At 71.9% G+C, this 16,553-nt stretch carries 20 protein-coding genes; 9 read left to right on the top strand and 11 right to left on the bottom strand.

Going from position 1 to position 16,553, the window contains the following annotated elements; all coding sequences use genetic code 11:
- The first annotated feature begins 675 nt into the window (after positions 1–675).
- Complete coding sequence (locus ACIHAD_RS42465; RefSeq protein WP_397360494.1) at positions 676–1,065, top strand: ArsR/SmtB family transcription factor; 390 nt, start codon at positions 676–678, stop codon at positions 1,063–1,065.
- Positions 1,065–1,958 (top strand): cation diffusion facilitator family transporter, encoded by an 894-nt coding sequence (locus tag ACIHAD_RS42460; RefSeq protein WP_397360492.1) that lies wholly within the window; start codon positions 1,065–1,067, stop codon positions 1,956–1,958. Before ACIHAD_RS42465 ends, ACIHAD_RS42460 begins: the two co-directional genes overlap by 1 nt.
- Before the next feature lie 7 nt (positions 1,959–1,965).
- Here ACIHAD_RS42460 and ACIHAD_RS42455 read toward each other — a convergent pair whose 3' ends face one another.
- The 6 genes from ACIHAD_RS42455 to ACIHAD_RS42430 all read right to left on the bottom strand — a co-directional run bounded on the left by ACIHAD_RS42455 (position 1,966) and on the right by ACIHAD_RS42430 (position 6,139).
- Positions 1,966–2,319, bottom strand: a complete 354-nt coding sequence (locus tag ACIHAD_RS42455) for a hypothetical protein (protein WP_397360491.1) — start codon at positions 2,317–2,319, stop codon at positions 1,966–1,968.
- 177 nt (positions 2,320–2,496) lie between these two features.
- Positions 2,497–2,847: a DUF305 domain-containing protein gene (locus ACIHAD_RS42450; RefSeq protein ID WP_397360490.1), complete on the bottom strand. Its 351-nt coding sequence runs from the start codon at positions 2,845–2,847 to the stop codon at positions 2,497–2,499.
- A 102-nt stretch (positions 2,848–2,949) separates the two neighbouring features.
- Positions 2,950–3,273, bottom strand: coding sequence for a BlaI/MecI/CopY family transcriptional regulator (locus ACIHAD_RS42445; RefSeq protein WP_397360489.1), 324 nt, complete (start codon positions 3,271–3,273; stop codon positions 2,950–2,952).
- An 89-nt stretch (positions 3,274–3,362) separates the two neighbouring features.
- Positions 3,363–4,388, bottom strand: a complete 1,026-nt coding sequence (locus ACIHAD_RS42440; protein ID WP_397360488.1) for a hypothetical protein — start codon at positions 4,386–4,388, stop codon at positions 3,363–3,365.
- Positions 4,388–4,762: a hypothetical protein gene (locus tag ACIHAD_RS42435; RefSeq protein ID WP_397360487.1), complete on the bottom strand. Its 375-nt coding sequence runs from the start codon at positions 4,760–4,762 to the stop codon at positions 4,388–4,390. Before ACIHAD_RS42435 ends, ACIHAD_RS42440 begins: the two co-directional genes overlap by 1 nt.
- 261 nt (positions 4,763–5,023) lie before the next feature.
- Positions 5,024–6,139 carry a cation diffusion facilitator family transporter gene (locus ACIHAD_RS42430; protein WP_397360486.1) on the bottom strand — a complete coding sequence of 372 codons (1,116 nt, stop codon included), beginning with the start codon at positions 6,137–6,139 and terminating at the stop codon, positions 5,024–5,026.
- Between the two features lie 509 nt (positions 6,140–6,648).
- Here ACIHAD_RS42430 and ACIHAD_RS42425 point away from each other — a divergent pair.
- From ACIHAD_RS42425 to ACIHAD_RS42415, 3 genes are all read left to right on the top strand, one after another.
- Entirely contained in the window at positions 6,649–6,828 is a 180-nt protein-coding gene (locus ACIHAD_RS42425; protein WP_397360485.1) for a hypothetical protein, read from the top strand.
- A gap of 153 nt (positions 6,829–6,981) precedes the next feature.
- Positions 6,982–7,680, top strand: coding sequence for a DivIVA domain-containing protein (locus ACIHAD_RS42420; protein ID WP_397360484.1), 699 nt, complete (start codon positions 6,982–6,984; stop codon positions 7,678–7,680).
- A gap of 98 nt (positions 7,681–7,778) precedes the next feature.
- Positions 7,779–9,005, top strand: a complete 1,227-nt coding sequence (locus tag ACIHAD_RS42415) for a hypothetical protein (RefSeq protein ID WP_397360483.1) — start codon at positions 7,779–7,781, stop codon at positions 9,003–9,005.
- Between the two features lie 46 nt (positions 9,006–9,051).
- Here ACIHAD_RS42415 and ACIHAD_RS42410 read toward each other — a convergent pair whose 3' ends face one another.
- Complete coding sequence (locus tag ACIHAD_RS42410) at positions 9,052–9,663, bottom strand: TetR/AcrR family transcriptional regulator (protein ID WP_397360482.1); 612 nt, start codon at positions 9,661–9,663, stop codon at positions 9,052–9,054.
- A gap of 98 nt (positions 9,664–9,761) precedes the next feature.
- On the opposite strand from ACIHAD_RS42410, the gene ACIHAD_RS42405 reads away from it, so the two are divergent.
- Entirely contained in the window at positions 9,762–11,282 is a 1,521-nt protein-coding gene (locus ACIHAD_RS42405; RefSeq protein ID WP_397360481.1) for a carboxylesterase/lipase family protein, read from the top strand.
- Positions 11,283–11,450: 168 nt separating this feature from the next.
- On the opposite strand, the gene ACIHAD_RS42400 is transcribed toward ACIHAD_RS42405, so the two are convergent.
- Positions 11,451–12,236: a helix-turn-helix domain-containing protein gene (locus ACIHAD_RS42400; RefSeq protein WP_397360480.1), complete on the bottom strand. Its 786-nt coding sequence runs from the start codon at positions 12,234–12,236 to the stop codon at positions 11,451–11,453.
- An 86-nt stretch (positions 12,237–12,322) separates the two neighbouring features.
- Between ACIHAD_RS42400 and ACIHAD_RS42395 the strand changes: the two genes are divergently transcribed.
- The gene (locus ACIHAD_RS42395) at positions 12,323–13,165 is read left to right on the top strand and encodes an NAD(P)H-binding protein (protein ID WP_397360478.1); all 843 of its coding nucleotides are present in this window, start codon (positions 12,323–12,325) and stop codon (positions 13,163–13,165) included.
- Positions 13,166–13,196: 31 nt separating this feature from the next.
- On the opposite strand, the gene ACIHAD_RS42390 is transcribed toward ACIHAD_RS42395, so the two are convergent.
- The 3 genes from ACIHAD_RS42390 to ACIHAD_RS42380 all read right to left on the bottom strand — a co-directional run bounded on the left by ACIHAD_RS42390 (position 13,197) and on the right by ACIHAD_RS42380 (position 14,531).
- The gene (locus tag ACIHAD_RS42390) at positions 13,197–13,415 is read right to left on the bottom strand and encodes an EF-hand domain-containing protein (RefSeq protein WP_397360476.1); all 219 of its coding nucleotides are present in this window, start codon (positions 13,413–13,415) and stop codon (positions 13,197–13,199) included.
- A gap of 119 nt (positions 13,416–13,534) precedes the next feature.
- Positions 13,535–13,828 carry a hypothetical protein gene (locus ACIHAD_RS42385; protein WP_397360474.1) on the bottom strand — a complete coding sequence of 98 codons (294 nt, stop codon included), beginning with the start codon at positions 13,826–13,828 and terminating at the stop codon, positions 13,535–13,537.
- A 7-nt stretch (positions 13,829–13,835) separates the two neighbouring features.
- On the bottom strand, positions 13,836–14,531 hold the full coding sequence (locus ACIHAD_RS42380; RefSeq protein WP_397360473.1) for an NUDIX domain-containing protein: 696 nt from the start codon (positions 14,529–14,531) through the stop codon (positions 13,836–13,838).
- A 220-nt stretch (positions 14,532–14,751) separates the two neighbouring features.
- On the opposite strand from ACIHAD_RS42380, the gene ACIHAD_RS42375 reads away from it, so the two are divergent.
- Both ACIHAD_RS42375 and prfH read left to right on the top strand, forming a co-directional pair.
- A complete protein-coding gene (locus ACIHAD_RS42375) occupies positions 14,752–15,924 on the top strand; it encodes an RNA ligase RtcB family protein (RefSeq protein WP_397360472.1) in 1,173 nt (390 codons plus the stop codon).
- Entirely contained in the window at positions 15,921–16,550 is a 630-nt protein-coding gene (gene prfH / locus ACIHAD_RS42370) for a peptide chain release factor H (protein WP_397360471.1), read from the top strand. The genes ACIHAD_RS42375 and prfH overlap by 4 nt, the downstream gene beginning before the upstream one ends.
- Positions 16,551–16,553 lie beyond the last annotated feature (3 nt).

Genomic DNA, 16,553 nt, shown 5'->3' with positions numbered 1-16,553 from the left:
CCTAGAGAAACGCCTCTCAGGCGCCCTCACCCATGTCCGCACAGGTCAGACCCCAGATTCGTGACTCTAGGACGCTGAATTACGCGGAACACAGGATCAATAGACGAACTGGACTCCGAACGACTCGAGCTCTCCTAAAGCGGGTGCCGCAGGTTTGTATTCTGCCGGCGGCCATGCTTGGCCAGTAGCAAAGCGCCCTTGACCGGTGGAAACTCCAGTCAGGGGCTTCTTGATGTGGCCGGTGCTGTACGGCTGTGGCTGGGCCTTTGCGGCTGATCCATCCCAGCACTGATCCCCGCATCGCACGTCATCAACACGCCTCCTGTGGAGACGTTCACGCTACGGTCGCCGGGAAGGCAGACGTCGCCTACCTGGTGGGCTCGCGCCAAGCGGTGGTTTGCTCGGTCGAGTTGTTGGAGGGTTTGCGCGCGCGGATTGGCGGATGGTCAAGGGTTTCCGGCATGGTACGGGCGCCTGCGTGTCTGGTTGACGATGGCGAGTCCGTTGCGGCTCTTGTGGAGGGGGGCGGGGCCGTGGGCGGCTTGGAGGTCGGTGTCTTCGGCGGGGAGAGGGGGCGGCTGGTCAGTGGGGTTGCGGGGTGGGGCGGGGCTTGGGCGTTGACAATTGTTGCATTGGCGACAGAATACACATATGAACAGTTCTTCAGGTGAGAATGTGTTGGTGGTGGACGGCTGCACCGTCAAGGTGGTGGACGCCGACCGGGTGTCCGCGGTGTGCGAGCGGATGCCCGCTGCCGAGGACCTCGCCGACACGGCGGACATCTTCGGCCTGCTGTCCGACCCCAACCGGCTGAAGCTGCTGGTCGCCCTGCTGGACGGCGAGTTGTGCGTGTGTGACCTGGCGGCGGTGACCGGGCAGAGCGAGTCGGCGGTCTCCCACGCGCTGCGCCTGCTGCGCGCGCACCGTATCGTGGCCGCTCGCCGTTCGGGCCGGATGGCGTACTACCGGCTGGAGGATCCGCACGTACGGATGCTGCTGGACCTGGCGCTGGCGCACACCGAGCACACCGAGGCCATCCATCCCGAGCGGGAGGGCGGCCGCTGATGGGCGCGGGACACGGGCACGCGGCGGGCCGCCACCGCTGGCGGCTGGCGGTCTCGTTCGTCCTGATCGGCGGCTTCTTCCTGGTCGAGCTGGCCTACGGCCTGATCTCGGGTTCGCTGGCCCTGATGTCGGACGCCGGGCACATGGCCGCCGACGTGGTCACGCTCGGCGCGGCACTGATCGCCACCCGGATCGCCACCCGTCCCGACACCACCGGCCGGCGCAGCTACGGCTCCTACCGGGCCGAGGTGTTCGCCTCGTTGCTGGCCGTGGTGCTCATGCTGGGCGTCGCCGTGTACGTGGTCGCCGAGGCGATCGGCAGGAGCATCGGCCCGGCCGAGGTCTCCTCCGGGCCGATGCTCGTGGTGGGCGCGCTCGGTCTGGTGGTCAACCTGATCGCGCTGTTCCTGCTGCGGTCCGGCGCGAGTGAGAGCCTCAACGTCAAGGGCGCCTACCTTGAGGTGGTGGCCGACACCGCCGGCTCGGTCGGCGTCATCGCGGCGGGCTGGCTGATCGCGGCGACCGGCCAGGTGTTCTGGGACACGGTCATCGCACTGGCCATCGGCGTGTTCGTCGCCGTACGCGCGATCTCGCTCGGACGGCAGGTGTTCGCGGTGCTCGGCCAGCACGTGCCCGAGGGCATGGACGCCTCCGTCGTGGCGGCCGACCTGGCGGCCATCGAGGGTGTGCGCGACGTGCACGACCTGCACCTGTGGACGCTGACCTCCGGCATGAACGTCGCCACCGCCCACCTCGTCACGGGCGACCAGAGCGACAACCACGCCGTCCTCGACCAGGCCCGCGACCTGCTCCGTACCCGTCATGGCGTCGCGCACGCGACCCTGCAGGTGGAGCCGGACGGCCACACCGGCTGCGACGAGGTCGGCTGGTAGCCGGGGCCTACTTCGACGGCCGCCGGTAGAGCCAGGTCAGGCGGGGTTCGAGCACCCATTTGAACAGGCCGCGGGTCTGCGGCAGGCACAGCACGATGGTCAGGGCGAAGCAGCTCGACAGGATGGCCAGGGCGCCGAGCGGCCCGAAGAGCCAGGGGAAGGACAGCCACCCCTGCTCCTTGGCGACGAGGACGACCACGCCGTGCAGCAGGTAGCAGTACAGCGTGCGGGTGCCGAGGTCGGTGAACCAGGTCTCGCGCCGGGGCACCAGCGCCAGGACGGCGACGGGCTTGACCCGGCGCCCGCCGAGCAGGTCGAAGTGCTCCGGACGCAGCACGAGCCCGATGACGAAGAAGGGCATGGGCCCAAAAAGCGGTCCATGCTGAAGTCGCCGGAGATCTCCGAGAAGCGCCCGCGACCAGGTAGATCACGATCGCCACCGGCACCGGGTACTTCATCCGCTTCCACACCGGTGTGGACAACCGCCAGAACAGCAGCGCCAGCAGGTACCAGTTGAGCCAGGCCGGATCGATGATCGTCAGGCTCCACTTCCGGGCATCTGGGCGAACTGCTGCCCCATGCCGGGCATGTTCTGGGGGCCCTGCCGCATCCAGGCCATGCGCGGTCCCGGCGCGGCCTGGGACAGACCCCACATGTCCAGCCAGGCGTACATCTGCCCGATCTGCTGTTGCTGGGTGGTCGCGAGGTCGTAGGCGAGCGTCCGGACCTCGCGGTCGGTGGTCCGGTCGCGGATGATCAGTGCCAGCTGTACGACCTGCGCGTGGTGGGCCTGCATGTCACGGGCGAAGCCGGCCTCCACCGACATGTCCCCGGGCCGGCCCGGGTACCAGAGCCGCAGGCCGAGCCCGGACAGCGCGAGCGTCAGCACGGGCGCGGGCGGCGCGATCGCCCAGCGCCACCGGCAGCAACGCCACCCCGGCGGCGGCGAGCCAGCCGATCATCGTGCCGATCCGATCTCCTCGTCCAGCGCCTAGCGCAGGGCCGCGGCCACCTCGGGCGTCACCGTGCCGACGAACCGCTGCACCGCCGCCACCGCGTCGCCGGCCTCCTCCAGCGCCGCGCGCATGGCTTCGGCGACGAAGGCGTCCTTGCCCGCGGTCGCCTTGTAGAGATGGGCCCGTCCGACGCGCTCGCGGGAGACCATGCCCTTGTTCGCCAGGCGCATCAGCACGGTCAGCACCGTCGTGACGGCTGGACGGGACGGCAGACCGGCTGCCAGGTCGTGGGCGAACATGCCGTGCGGATACCGCCACAGGGCTTCCATGATCGATCGTTCAAGGTTGCCGAGCTGCATCCTGCCCCTCCCTGCGGCCTCTCCCCCGGAAGAAGGCTATGGCAGGACGGCGACGTGCACGAAGGCCGTGCAGTGATCTTCGCGGGCACTCAACCGAAGGGCCGCGTGTAGAGGGAGAAGGACTTGTCCCGTACGGGGCCTCGGGTCAGGCCCATGCACAGCAGCGGCCCGGCGCCGGGGGATGCGAGGACGGCGAGCCCTTCGGGTTCGCGGGGGACGAGATTCCTGGCCGTACGGTCCAGGACCTGCTGTTCCACCTTGCCGCTGGGCAGGTGGACGCGGTAGATGCGGATGTTCCCGGGCGAGGAGACGGGGTTGGCGGGGCCGTAGGCGCTGCCGAGCAGCTGGTAGGCGTGGTCGGCGTGCAGGGCCATGCCCTGGAAGGGCAGTGCGAGCGCGGCACCGGGCTGGGGAAGGTCGGCGAGCGGGCGAAGGTCACCGGAGGCCGTGCGGCGCAGGTCCAGAAGCCGGAGGCGTGGCTCGCCGGCGAGCTTGTAGCGCAGCAGCAACCGGCCGGAGCCGGGATCGAGGGTGGGGGCGTTGCTCGTCGAGCCGGGTAGCGGCCGGAAGGTGGTCAGGCACGGGCTGTCAGGGGTCAGGACGGCACCTTCGATGAAGGAGAAGCGGCAGATGCCGCGGCCGTAGCCGGAGGCCGGGCTGGCGTCCCACTCGGTCCACAGCATGATGTCGGGGCCCGTGGTCTGTTGAACGCCAATGGCGCCGCCGTGACCGAAACCCAGCAGATACATCGATCCGGTGAGCGTGCCGTCCAGGGAGAGCCGGTTGAGGCACAGATCGCCGCGCCGGGCGCGTTCGGCGTGGGTGCGGGTGCGGCGTTCTCCGTCCAGGCGGACGCCGCCTTGCATGAGTTGAAGGGCGTACAGGAGCTTGTTGCGTTCGTCGAAGGCGAAGGACTGCAGCACGGTGCTGTGCAGCAGCCGGCCGCCCCGCAGCAGGATCCGGCCGGTGGAGGGGAGGTTTCCCGAGTCGGCCGCCGGCGGTGGCGCCAGGGCGGCGGGCGGCCTGGACGGTGACAGATCCATCGCGGCGACCAGCGCGGCGATCGCCCCCGAACGCAGCACCTCGCGACGGGTCGGCGGCGGCTGCGGAACCATCAGGTCCGCGGACGGGGCCGCGTGAGCCGGGTGTCGCTGAGGATGTAGTGCGCCGAGACGTAACCGGGTTCGTCGGCCAGGCGGTACCAGCGCGCATCACCGTGGACGCGGCTGCCCAGGACGACACGAGCGAGGTCCACCAGACTTCCGGCGGGACGGCGGCCGATGACCGGGTAACCGACCCCGGGCCCGAGGTGCACGGTCAGCGGCGCGCGATGCCCGGTCACCCGTCCCTGGGCGTGCGTCATGGCGATGACCACTCTGGGGGCGGCCTGGGCGTGCTCGGCGGCCCGCACAGGTGGTGCGGCGGAGGCGGTTGGCGCCGTGACCAGAGCCACGGCGAGTGCGAGTGGGCGCACGAACGAGTTATTCACCAAGCCCTCCTGATGACAGCACGACCTGATTGGGGGCTGATCAGCTCTTGATGCGTCGGGCGTTTCGTGGACGGCTGCCGGGGGCTGCTTCCAAGGTTCCCGCTGGGGCGTCTGGCCCCGTCGGTGCCCGTGGTGGTGTCCTGGCGGCCTGGCGGGTCCCTTGCCGCCGCCCCGGGGCACGGCCAGGCCTCCGTGCCGGCGCGCGCAGGCGAGTGCTTGCCTTGCCGACGGGGTCTTCCGGGGCGCCCGGCCGGGCGTTGATCACGTGCCGTGGTCGCCGTCGTGGCAGGTGGCCGGCTGGTGTGCGGGTGACTTGTCGGCAGTGGCCGCAGCGGTGGTCACGACCACGGCGGCGTCGGGCCACGGGGCGTGATGGGTGGGGCCGTGCGGGTCGGGACAGTGCGGCGTCAGGCGTTGCAGGGCGCCGTCCTCGTCGAAGGCGTGGCTGCCGGGCGTGGCGTGGTCGACCTGCAGCGTGGTGTGCCCGATGTCGTGGCGTTCGCGCAGCAGCCGCTCGACGGCCAGGCGGGCAGCGTGACAGTCGGCGCCGGGAACGACCAGCACGTGTGCCGACAGCGCCGGATAGCCGGAGGTGACCTCCCAGATGTGCAGGTCGTGCACCTCGATCACGGTGTCGATCGCGGCGATCTGGCGGCCCACCTCGGCCGGGTCCAGCCGGGCGGGGGCGGCCTCCATGAACACCCTTCCCGCGTCGCGGACCAGACCCCATCCGGCCTTCAGCATCAGGGCGGCGACCACGAGGGCGGCGATGGCGTCGGCGCGGTACCAGCCGGTCAGCCAGACGACCAGGCCTGCGAGGGTGGTGGCGATGAAGGCGTACAGGTCGTTGAGTATGTGCTGGAAGGCGCCTTCGACGTTGAGGCTGGAGCGGTTGGCCTTGGACAGCAACCAGGTCGCGGCGATGTTGACGGCGATGCCGACCAGCCCGGTCACCATCACGAACAGACCTTCGACCGCGGGCGGCTCGATCAGGCGGCGGACGCCCTCGAAGGTGAAGTACGCCGCGAGCAGCAGCAGGGTGATGCCGTTGACCTGGGCGGAGATGATCTCGGCGCGCTTGAGGCCGTAGGTGAAGCCGCCACGGGGTGGCCGGGCCGCGATCCGCATCGCGACCAGCGCCAGCACGATCGCCATGGCGTCGGTGAGCATGTGCCCGGCATCGGAGATCAACGCCAGCGAACCGGCGATCAGGCCGATCACCACCTCCACGGCCATGAAACCGGCGATCAGCGCGAGCGCTCCCCGCAGGTAGCGCCGGTCGGCATCCGCGCTCACCCCGTGCCCGTGCCCGTGCCCATGGCCGTGTCCGCGGTGATCGTGGTCATGGCGGTGGTCGTGCCCCTGCTGCTCAGACATGCCTGGAGCTCCTCGGAGGGTGGGTGACGTGGAAGATTCCGATGACGGGGTCGCGGACACCCGGCTCACGCGGTCGTGGCCGGGGCGTCCGGATCCGTACCGGGTCGGCCGGCACCGACGGAAGCCCGGTGTCCTGCGCGATGGCCACGGAAGGCAGGACGCAGCGGGCGGCCCCGGTGTCGGCACGAGCCACGACACCTGACTGAATGTTCATATGTACAGATGCTGGCTGTTGTCGCCCCGAAGGTCAAGAGGCCATGTCGGGTGATCCGTCAGGATCAGGATTTACTCCTGAACATCTGATCAGATGTTTAAACTTTCGGTAATGCGTCAACCACACACCGTAGAAGTTCGCCGGTCGGCCCGGTTCGCGTTGTACAGATTCCCCGCACCGGTGCAGCCACGCGCACAGGAAGGGCTCGTTCCATGAGAACCGTCCGCTCTCCAACCGCCAGGTGACCCCCACGCACGCGTCCCCAAAGCGGCGCCACCGAGCGAAGGGAAGACCAGTGACCGAGCCCCACGACCACCATCACCACGAGGGCCACGAGGGCCACGACCACCCCACGGCGCCCTGTGTGCCCGGCGGTGAGGCCGACTGCGCCGACGATCACACCGCGATGACCGGGCAGGACCAGGGCTGCGGCGCCGGGCACTGCCACGACGACCACGGCACGACCGCGTCCTAGCCGCCACGGCGGCCCGCACCTCGGCGGTCGGACCGTCACCCCACGCTCGCGCGGCCGATCCCGCTCCGGCTCGTCCATGGACGACGCCGGAGCGCCCCGCGCCCTGCCTAGTCACGACATCGAGACGACGGTGAAAGGCTGGATCAGTTCCTCATGCACGCCGAGCACGAAGAGCACGACCATGGCCACGAGCACGACCGTGGCCTCCACCTCCCCCACAGCCACGCCGCCCTCGACGGCGCCACCACACCACCGCTTCCGGCGGGCCCGTCCGGCCGGCTCGCCCTGCTGACCGCCTCCGCGGTGCACCACCAGGTCTTCACCGTCGTCCGCCTGCGCTCCGGCTACGACCTGGCCGAGGTGGACGCGTTCCTGGCCCAGGTGGAGACCACGCTCAACCTGCTCTGGCAGGACAACACCCAACTTCGCGAACGCCTCGGCGCCGCCCCTCCCGCGAGCACGCCCACCGACGCCGGCGTGCTCGCGGCGGCGCATCGCAGCGCCCAGGAAGCCCTGGAGTCCGCCCAGCGGGAAGCCCGCCAGATCCTCGCCGAAGCCCACGCCGACGCCGAACACCTGCGCCGCGAGGCCACATCGGCCGCCGACGCGCTGACCCACGCCACCCGCCAAGCCCTGGACGAACAGATCGGCCGGCTCGAACGCGCCATCACCGAGCAGGGCCGAAGCCTGCAGCACAACCTGCACACCCAACTCGGTCACCTGCGCGCCGCGCTGGCCGACCTGGACACGCACGGCCCTCCGCCCACCCACGCCGCCCATGACGCCGCATCGCCGCGGCCACTCCCCGAGCGTTCGCACCTCTCCACCCGCGACCCGGCCGCCGGTCACTGACGAGCGGCCCGTCTCGTCCGCTCGCGCCGTCCGTCGTCGCGGTGTCACCACGCGACGACCGCCCACCAGTTCCGCACCCACGCCGGAAAGGCCGTGTCATGTCCGTGCCGCTCGGGGGATCGACGCCGCCGTCACTGCCCCTGCACGTCCTGACCCTGTTCGACCTGAACGTGGAAGGTTCCGCCCCCGACACCCCCCTGCCGGCCTGGACGACGTGGGCCGCTGTGGCCTTGGTGGCGCTGTCCACGCTGATCGGCGCCTCCCTGGCCCGCCGCAAGAACGCCACGATCAGCATCTGGCTGGCCGTCGCGTCGGCGCTGATGCTCATCACCGCCCTGGTCGACCTGCTGCCCGACGCCTGGCACGAAGCCGACGCCACCGGCGTGCCGCTGTGGGTGGTGGGGCTGGCCGGCGCGTTCGGCTTCCTGGTCATCACCTTCTTCACCCGTAAGGGCTGCGGGCACGGTCACGGCGACAAGGCCGGTGGCGGGCGGCACGCGCCCGGCCTGCACCGCCGGGTCAAGGAGGCGGTCAGCGCCGCCGTCTACGGCGGCGTGGGCACCGCCGCCGCGCTGTCCCTGCACCGCATGATCGAGGGAGCCACCCTGGCCCTGGCCGCCTCTGCCGTCGTGGTGGCCGCCCTGGTGATCCACTCGGCCAGCGAGGGGCTTGCCCTGACCGCCATGCTGGACCTGGCACGCAGACCGGCCGCACCCTGGCTGGCCCTGTCCTGCCTGGCCCCGGCCGCCGGCGTCGTCCTGGCGACGGTGGCGCCCCTGCCCGCCCAGAGTGTGCCGATCCTGCTCGGCATGGTCACCGGCGTGCTGCTGCGTACCGGCGTCATCGGGCTCACCATCGCCCGCGACAGCCGCCGCCTGACCCGCCGCCACCTCGTCATCGCCGCCTCCGCCGTGGCCGCCATCGGCGGCCTGCTGATCGCCACCCAGACCCTGCTCTCCGGCGGTCCGCGACCGTCGTCGCCGGTCGCCGCCGCCCGCGGCCTCGGGACCGCCCCTCGATCTGGTGAGGCCGCACCCCCATCCGGCCCGATGTCCCGGCCGCTGTCCGAGACCCAGCTACGCGCCGCCGTCTCCGCCAGGCGGCTCACCCTCGAACAGCTCCTCGCGCGCAGGGACGCCACCACCATCGCCGCCGACGCCACCACCCTGCTGCGCGCCCTGCCCGAGCACACCCCCGACCAGATCACCCGGACCCTGCGCCAGGCCAGGATCGATCCCGGCACCAGCGTCGGCGAGCTCACCCTGCTCCAGCGCCACCTCCTGCTCACCTCTCTCAGCGACGCGCTCCCTGCCCCGCGCTCCTGAGACGACACCTCGGGGCATCGGCCACGTGTCCGCCGCTGAGCGGGGGTCATGTGCTGCGGGTGTTCTCGCCGAAGAGCCTGCCGAGATGCAGGTCGATCGCGGTGAGGGCGTCCTGGGGGGTGATCACGTCCAGTTCGAGCAGGGGGGTGAGGCCGGTGAGGGCGAGGAGCAGGTTGGTCTCGGTCGCCGGGTCGCGGCCGGAGTCGATGTGCCCGTCGGCGATCGCCTGGCGGACCAGCCGCTCGACGAGGGCCCGTCCTTGGAGGAGGCCACGGCGCGCCTGCTCGTGGACGGCCTCGTCGTGCAGCGCCTCCAGGACGTAGGCGGCGCTCATCCGGCTGGTCGCGCGGGCGTCGGCGTGCAGGGGGAGCATTTCCGCGAGCGTCAGTCGCAGCACGTCGCGGGGGTGCGGACGGTCGCCGAGCCTTTCGAGGCCCTGCTGGACGCGCAGCGAGGTTTGTTCGGAGGCGAAGTCCATGGCGAAGGAGAGCATGGCGGCCCGGGAGGCGAAGTAGTGCTGCAACTGCCCCAGGGAGATGCCCGCCTCCTGCGCCACCACCCGTGTCGTCAGGTGCGTGACGCCGCGCTGCTCCACCACCCGCCACAGCGCGCGGGCGATCGCTTCGCGGCGTTCGCGGTGGTCCACCTGTTTCGGCATCGCGGGCCTCTCCCTCGTCACTCCGGAGTCTTTCCCATACGGTTGACATAATACAGTTGACCTATAACCATGGGGGTCCGTTCGAGGAAGGAGGCGTCATGCCCGAAGAGCCGAGGGTGCGGACCGCGGAAGGTGTGGTGCAGGGGCGCCGGCGGCAGGGGCACGCGGTGTTCCGCGGCATCCCCTACGCCCAGCCCCCGGTGGGAGCGCTGCGCTTCGCCGCGCCCGCCCCGCCGCACCGCTGGGACGGGACGAGGCAGGCGGCGGAGTTCGGCCCCCCGGTGCCGCTGTCCCTGCCGGTCGACCTGGGTCCGCCGCAGGGCACGGACTGGCTGACCCTCAACGTCGGCACTCCGGATCCCGGGGCGGCGGGACTGCCGGTGCTGGTGTGGATCCCGGTGGGCGGCTACGTCTCGGCGGCGTCGAGCGACCCGATGTACGACCCCGCGGTGCTGGCCGAGGCGGGACTCGTCGTGGTGACCATCAACTGCCGCGTGGGCGCCGAGGGCTTCGCGTTCCTCGACGACGCGCCGCCCAACCGCGGCTTTCTCGACCAGATCGCGGCGCTGGAGTGGGTGCAGCGGAACATCGCCGCGTTCGGCGGCGACCCCGGCCGGGTCACGGTGGCCGGGCAGTCCGCCGGGGCGGGGTCGGTCGCCGCCCTCCTGACGATGAAGCCGGCGCGCGGCCTGTTCCGGCGGGCCATCGCCCACTCGGTGCCGGGGCTGCACAGCACGCCCGCGCTGGCACGGCAGGTCACCGCGGCGCTCGCGGACCGGCTCGGCGCGACGTCCCCCACCGCCGCGGCCATGCGCGACATCGACCCCTGGCGTCTGGCCGCGGAGCTCACCTCCTTCAACGCCAGCCTCCATGCGCACCGGGAGAGCTGGGGACGGCTCACCGAGACCGGCACCGCCCTGTGCCCCGTCGTCGACGGCGAGGTGCTGCCCGAAACGCCCTGGTCCGCGCTGACCGGCGGGCGCGCGAGCGGGATCGAGTTGCTCGTCGGCCACACCCGGGACGAGTTCCGGCTGTTCAGCGTCATGAGCGGACGGCAGGGCACCTTCACCGAACAGGACGCGCGTACCGCCCTGGACCTGCTCGCCCCCCGGCCGCGCGGGGCGGAGGCGTACCGCGCCGCGTTTCCGCAGGCCGGGCCCGAGGAGCTGGTGGAGACGGTGTACTCCGACGCCCTCTTCCGCATGCCGTCGCAGAAGCTGGCCGAGGCGAACGCCGCGGCCGGGGGCACCTCGTACCTGTTCGAACTGCGCTGGCCCGCCCCGGCACTCGGCGGTGCTCTGGGCGCCTGCCACAGCCTGGACGTCCCCCTGGCGTTCGGCACGCTGGACAGCCCGATCGGCGCGCAGCTCATCGGCGACGAGCCCACCCCCGAGGCCGTCGGGCTCGCCCGCGAGCTCAGGCAGGCATGGATGCGCTTCGTCACCACCGGCGACGCGGGATGGGCCGCGTACCGGCCCGACCAGCGGCTCACCCGCGTCCTGGACGCCGAGCCGGAGACCGTGCCCTACCCCGAACAGGCCTCCCGCCGGATCTGGGAAGGCCACTCCCCCACCCCCTTCGATCTCTGGCGGGCACCGGGGTCGCCCCGGCAGCGGTGAGGCGGGCCATCGCGGCGCGGTGGCCGAGCGGGGTCTCGCCGGCCACCGCGTCCTCGACCACGTACAGATCGCCGCCACATCCACGAGGCCCGCTCCGCCTACGACCGGGCCGCGGACCCCGGGTGACCGCCGCCGGCCACACCCGCCAGGGCCGGGACCGCGAGCGTGTCAGCAGGGCTGGAGGGCGGGCAGGCGGCCCTGGAAGAAGGCGGCAGGGGTGACGCCCATCAGCGTACGGAACTCGGCCGTCATGTGGGACTGGTCGTAGTAGCCCGTGGCCGTGGCCAGGTCGGCCCAGCGGGGGCCGTCGGAGCGACCGAGGGCGAGGGCTTTGCGTACGCGTTCGATGCGTTCGTAGCGTTTGGGCGACAGGCCGACGGCGTCGGCGAAGAGGCCGCGCAGGTGGCGTTCGCTGACGGCGAGGTGGCGGGCGAGGGCGGGCAGCGGTTCGCGTCGTGCGCCCGTACGGCCGCGCAGCGCTCGGACGGCGGCCTGGACCAGTTCGCGCCTTGCCCCGTCCATGGAGATCCTGGCCGGCAGCGCCGCCTCCAGATGCCGGAGTACCAGGCCGTGGTCGCCGCCCGCGTGCCCCAGGGCGGCGTTCAGCGGCTCGCAGGAGGCGCCCCACAGGTCCCTGAGGCGGACCACCCGGTCCACGACCTCGCTCACCGGGACGCCGAGCAACGGCCGGGTGGCGCCGGGACGCAACCGCAACCGCAGGCAGAACGGCAGGTCCTTGCCGACGTGGTACGAGGCACGCGTACGCGGGCCGATCACGAGCAGGTCGCTGTGCCCGGCGCGGGTCGTACGGAAGATCAGGGACGTGCCGGGGTCGGGGAGGTGCACCAGCGGCGGCCGCTCACCCGCCGCGGGATCCTCCGCCCTCAGCACGCTCACCGCCTCGACCAGCGGACGCAGACCGTCCGGCACGGCCATCGGGACCTCGATGCTCATGACCACACGGTAGCCGCGCCACGGGGTGCGCACGTGTGCCGAAAGTTCCTATAAGGGCTGGTGGGCGGGGTGACAGGGTGGGCTGCATGATTGTTGTCACAGGTGCCACGGGCACGGTCGGCGGTGAGGTGGTCCGGCTGCTGGCGGGCCGGGGTGAGCGGGTCCGGGCGATGACGCGGGAACCGTCGAAGGTCACGGTGTCGCCGGAAGTGGAAGTCGTACAGGGGGATTTCGACGATCCCGGGTCGTTGGCCGGAGCGGCGCGCGGCGCCGATGCCGTGTTCCTGCTCAGTGCCCCCGGCCCGCGGCTCGCCCGGCACGACGGGGCGATGGTCGCGGCGGCGCGGGCCGCGGGAGTGCGGAAGGTGGTGAAGCTCTCGGCGATCGGCACGGGAGAGGAACACGGCGGCGCCAAGGTCGGGGACTGGCATCGGGCCGGGGAGCAGGCGTTGCGCGCGGGTGAGCTGGACTGGACGGTGTTGCGGCCGTCCAGCTTCGCCTCCAACGCCTTGAGGTGGGTTCCGCAGGTCCGGCGCGGGCGGCCGGTGCCGAACACGACGGGCCAGGGCAGGCAGGGGGTCGTCGATCCGCGGGACGTCGCGGAGGTGGCGGTGCGGGCGCTGACGTCCGACGAGCATGTGCGGTCCGTCCTCACGCTGACCGGGCCCGAACTGCTCAGCGTCCCGGACATGGCCAAGATGCTGGGCGAGACGCTCGGGCGGCCCGTCGAGACGGTGGACGTGCCGCTGGAGGTCTACCGCACGCAGTTGCTCGCCGCCGGGATGGACGCCGAGTTCGCCGACGTCGCGGTCGACGGCTCCCGGCTGGTGGCACGGGACGGCAACGCCCGGCTCACCCATGACGTGGAGCGGGTACTGGGACGTACCCCCCGTACGTTCCGCACCTGGGCGGCCGATCATCTCCGGTGACGCCGGCCGCCGGGTCAGGGCGAGTGTGCCGTCACCTGTTCCAGGCCACCAGGAACTCCGCCAGCGAGATGCGCCCGTCCACGTCCCCGTCGTGCTCGTCCGAGACGTGAAAGATCGAGTCGAGTTCGGCCGCGGTGACCTCCTCGCCGCGCGCGTTCATGGCGAGCGCGAACTCCTCGCGGGTGATGTATCCGTCCCGGTCACGGTCGAACTCCTTGAACGTGGCGGCCGGGTCGTCAAGGTCTGGCATCGGTGACCTCTCCTTCGATGTGCTGACAAGGCAACATCGAAGCACAGGCTCGAACCCGGCCGAGGGACGACGGGCCGAAAGCCGTGCCGGAGCGCCGGGGTGTACGGGCGGCGCCGTCGTCAGGCGAAGATGGCGTTCACGGCCTTGCTCACCTCCGCGAGGGGCACCTTCTCGCGTTGGCGTTCGAAGGCGATCCATTTCTTGCCCTCGGCGATCGCCCGCTCGGCGATCACCGCCGAGCGATGGTTGCCCTTGCCGACCAGGCCCAGGGCCACCCGGTGGCCGCCGTTCGCGAGGCGGCCGACCTCGAAGCGGGTGCCGGCGGTGTGGCGGTGCACCCGCGGATCGGTCAGGTGTCCGCGGACGGCCTGATACTCCAGATCCAGTGCGGTGAGGATGACGATCACGATCATCGACCTCCTAAGGCCGAGTCATCGGGGGATTGAGTTCGTGGACCGGACCCGCCTTGAACAGCCGGGCGGGCCGCCCGTTCGGGGTCTTGCGCATCGGGCCGCCGGCGACGATGAAGCCGCGGGCGCCCTGGACCTTGCGGTAGAAGTTGCGGGGATCGAGCTGCACGCCCCAGACGGCCTCGTACACCTGCTGGAGCTCGGAGACGGTGAACGTCTCGGCGCAGAACGCGGTGGCCAGGGCGGTGTGCTCCAGCTTGGCCCGCGCGCGCTCGACGCCGTCGGTGAGGATGCGGCGATGGTCGAACGCCAGTGCCGTGGCCGGGGCCAGGGCGTCGTCCACCGGTGTCCAGGAGGCGCGGGCGGCGTCGGTGCCGGCGACGGGCTCCGGCAGGCGGGGCGCGATGGCCAGGTGGGCGACGGACACGACGCGGCCGCGCGGGTCGCGGCCCGGCTCGCCGTACACGCCCAGGGACTCCAGATGCACGTCCGACAGGCCCGCCTCCTCGGCCAGCTCGCGCCGCGCCGCCGCCTCGATGTCCTCGTGCTCGTCGTGCAGGAAGCCGCCCGGCAGGGCGAGCGCCCCGAGGAAGGGGCCGACACCGCGTTCGACGAGCAGGACGTGCAGGCGGGTGTCGCGAAGGGTGAGGATCACCAGGTCGACCGCGAGCAGGATGCGCGGCGGCTGCCATGGGTCGTCGGCCATGGCTCCACCCTAGCTTTTTGTCAGACAGACAGAAAGCCCCTTGGGCCTCGTCCTGTGGCGCCGGTGCGGCCGAAAATCGGTTGCCCGGCAGGCCGGGGCTCCGGGAATGTGGTGCCCATGAGGCTCTGACGGATCACACCCCGCCCATTCGAGACGCCACGGCGCAGGCCCGCGCCGTGATGCCGTCTGCCCATCCCCTTCTTCAGCGAAGAGAGCGTCCTTGTCTCAGCAGCACCCGGCCCCGCCCACTCCGGCCGCGGGGGCCACCGTCACCGTGTTCGCCTCCCCCACCAGCTGGATCGAGTCCGACGCCGTCGCGCAGTGCCACCAGGTGGCCGCCCTCGACGGAATGACGCACGTCGCCGCCATGCCGGACCTGCACCCGGGCAAGGGCGCGCCCATCGGCGCCGCCATGACGTCGGCCGTCCTGTATCCGTTCCTGGTGGGGTCCGACATCGGCTGCGGCATCGCCGTGTTCCCCGTCAGGCTCAGGCGCGCCGTACCCGAGAAGCTCGCCGCCCGGTTCCCCGACCTCGATCGGGCGCTGGACCCCGAACGCGACGCCGACGATCCCGCCTGGGCCGTCATGAAGGGCGACGTCCCCGCCGGTCACGTCGAGGGCCTGGGGACGGTCGGCCGGGGCAACCACTTCGTCGAGCTGGCCCGGATCGGGACCGTCTTCGAGCCCGACCACGCCGGCCGTCTCGGTCTCGACGCCGGTGACCTGGTCCTCATCGTCCACAGCGGTTCCCGGGGGCTGGGCGAACGGATCCTGCGCGAGCACACCGCCGTCCACGGCGCGGGCCCCGCCCCTGACCCCGGCGCCTACCTGGCCATGCACGACGAGGCCGTGCGGTGGGGGTCGCTCAACCGGCGGCTGCTGGCCGCCCGGGTCGCCCACGCGCTGGGGTTCGAGCCCACCGAGCCGATCCTCGACCAGTGCCACAACCTGGTCGAACTCCGCGACGGGGGCTACCTGCACCGCAAGGGAGCGGCGCCGGGCGACGGCCGCGACGTGCTCATCGCCGGTACGCGCGGCACCCCCTCCTACCTCGTGGCCGCCCACGCCGGACCGGACGCCGGCCACTCCGTGGCGCACGGCGCGGGCCGCAAGATGTCGCGCGCCGACGCCCTGCGCCGCGGCCGGGCCAAGCACACGGTCGAAGAGCTGCGCCGCACGCAGATGGGGTCGCTGGTGGTGTGCGGCGACCGCCAGCTGCTCTTCGAGGAGGCGCCGACCGCCTACAAGCGCATCGAGCAAGTGATCAACGACCTCGTCGACCACGGCCTGGCCACGCCCGTGGCCACCACGATCCCCCTGGTCACCTACAAGACACCCGACCTCGGGCCGGCGTCCGAGAGGAACCAGCGGCGCAGGCGGGGGCGGTCGTGAGCGTCCACCTGCTCCTGTCGGCCGGGCGCGGCCCGCAGGAGTGCGCCTGGGCGCTGGCCCAGCTGCTGCACCGCCTGGAAGGCGAGGCCACCCGGCAGGAGCTGGGAACCCATCGGGCCCACACCGTTCCCGGCGACCGGCCCGGCACCTACCGATCGGTTCTCGTCCGGATCGAGGGCGAGGGCGCCGAGGCGTTCGCCGCCTCCTGGACCGGAACCCTGTGCTGGCAGGCCCCCAGCCCCTACCGGGCCGGCACCGGCCGCAAGAACTGGTACGTCATCGCCCGGCCATGCCAGGTCGACACCCCGCGCACGACGTTCACCGAGGCGGACGTCGAATTCGTCGCCTGCCGCACCGGCGGCCCCGGCGGCCAGCACCGCAACAAGGCCAGCACCGCCGTACGAGCCACCCACCGGCCCACGGGGATCGTCGTCGTGGTGGACACCGAACGGCAGTTCAGCCTCAACCGCCGCATCGCCGTACGGCTGCTGCGACAGCGCATCGAGCACGACGACCAGGCGGCGGAGCGCGCCGTCACCGCCGCCCGCCGGCGCGTCCACGACGAACTCGTACGTGGCGACCCCACCCGCACCGAACGCCCGGGAACGTCGAACCCGGCGAAGTGAACG

The sequence above is a fragment of the Nonomuraea sp. NPDC052265 genome (assembly GCF_044547985.1).
Taxonomy (GTDB): domain Bacteria; phylum Actinomycetota; class Actinomycetes; order Streptosporangiales; family Streptosporangiaceae; genus Nonomuraea.
The sequence above is the reverse complement of the archived record's forward strand: the minus strand, read 5'-3'. Positions and strand labels throughout refer to the sequence as shown.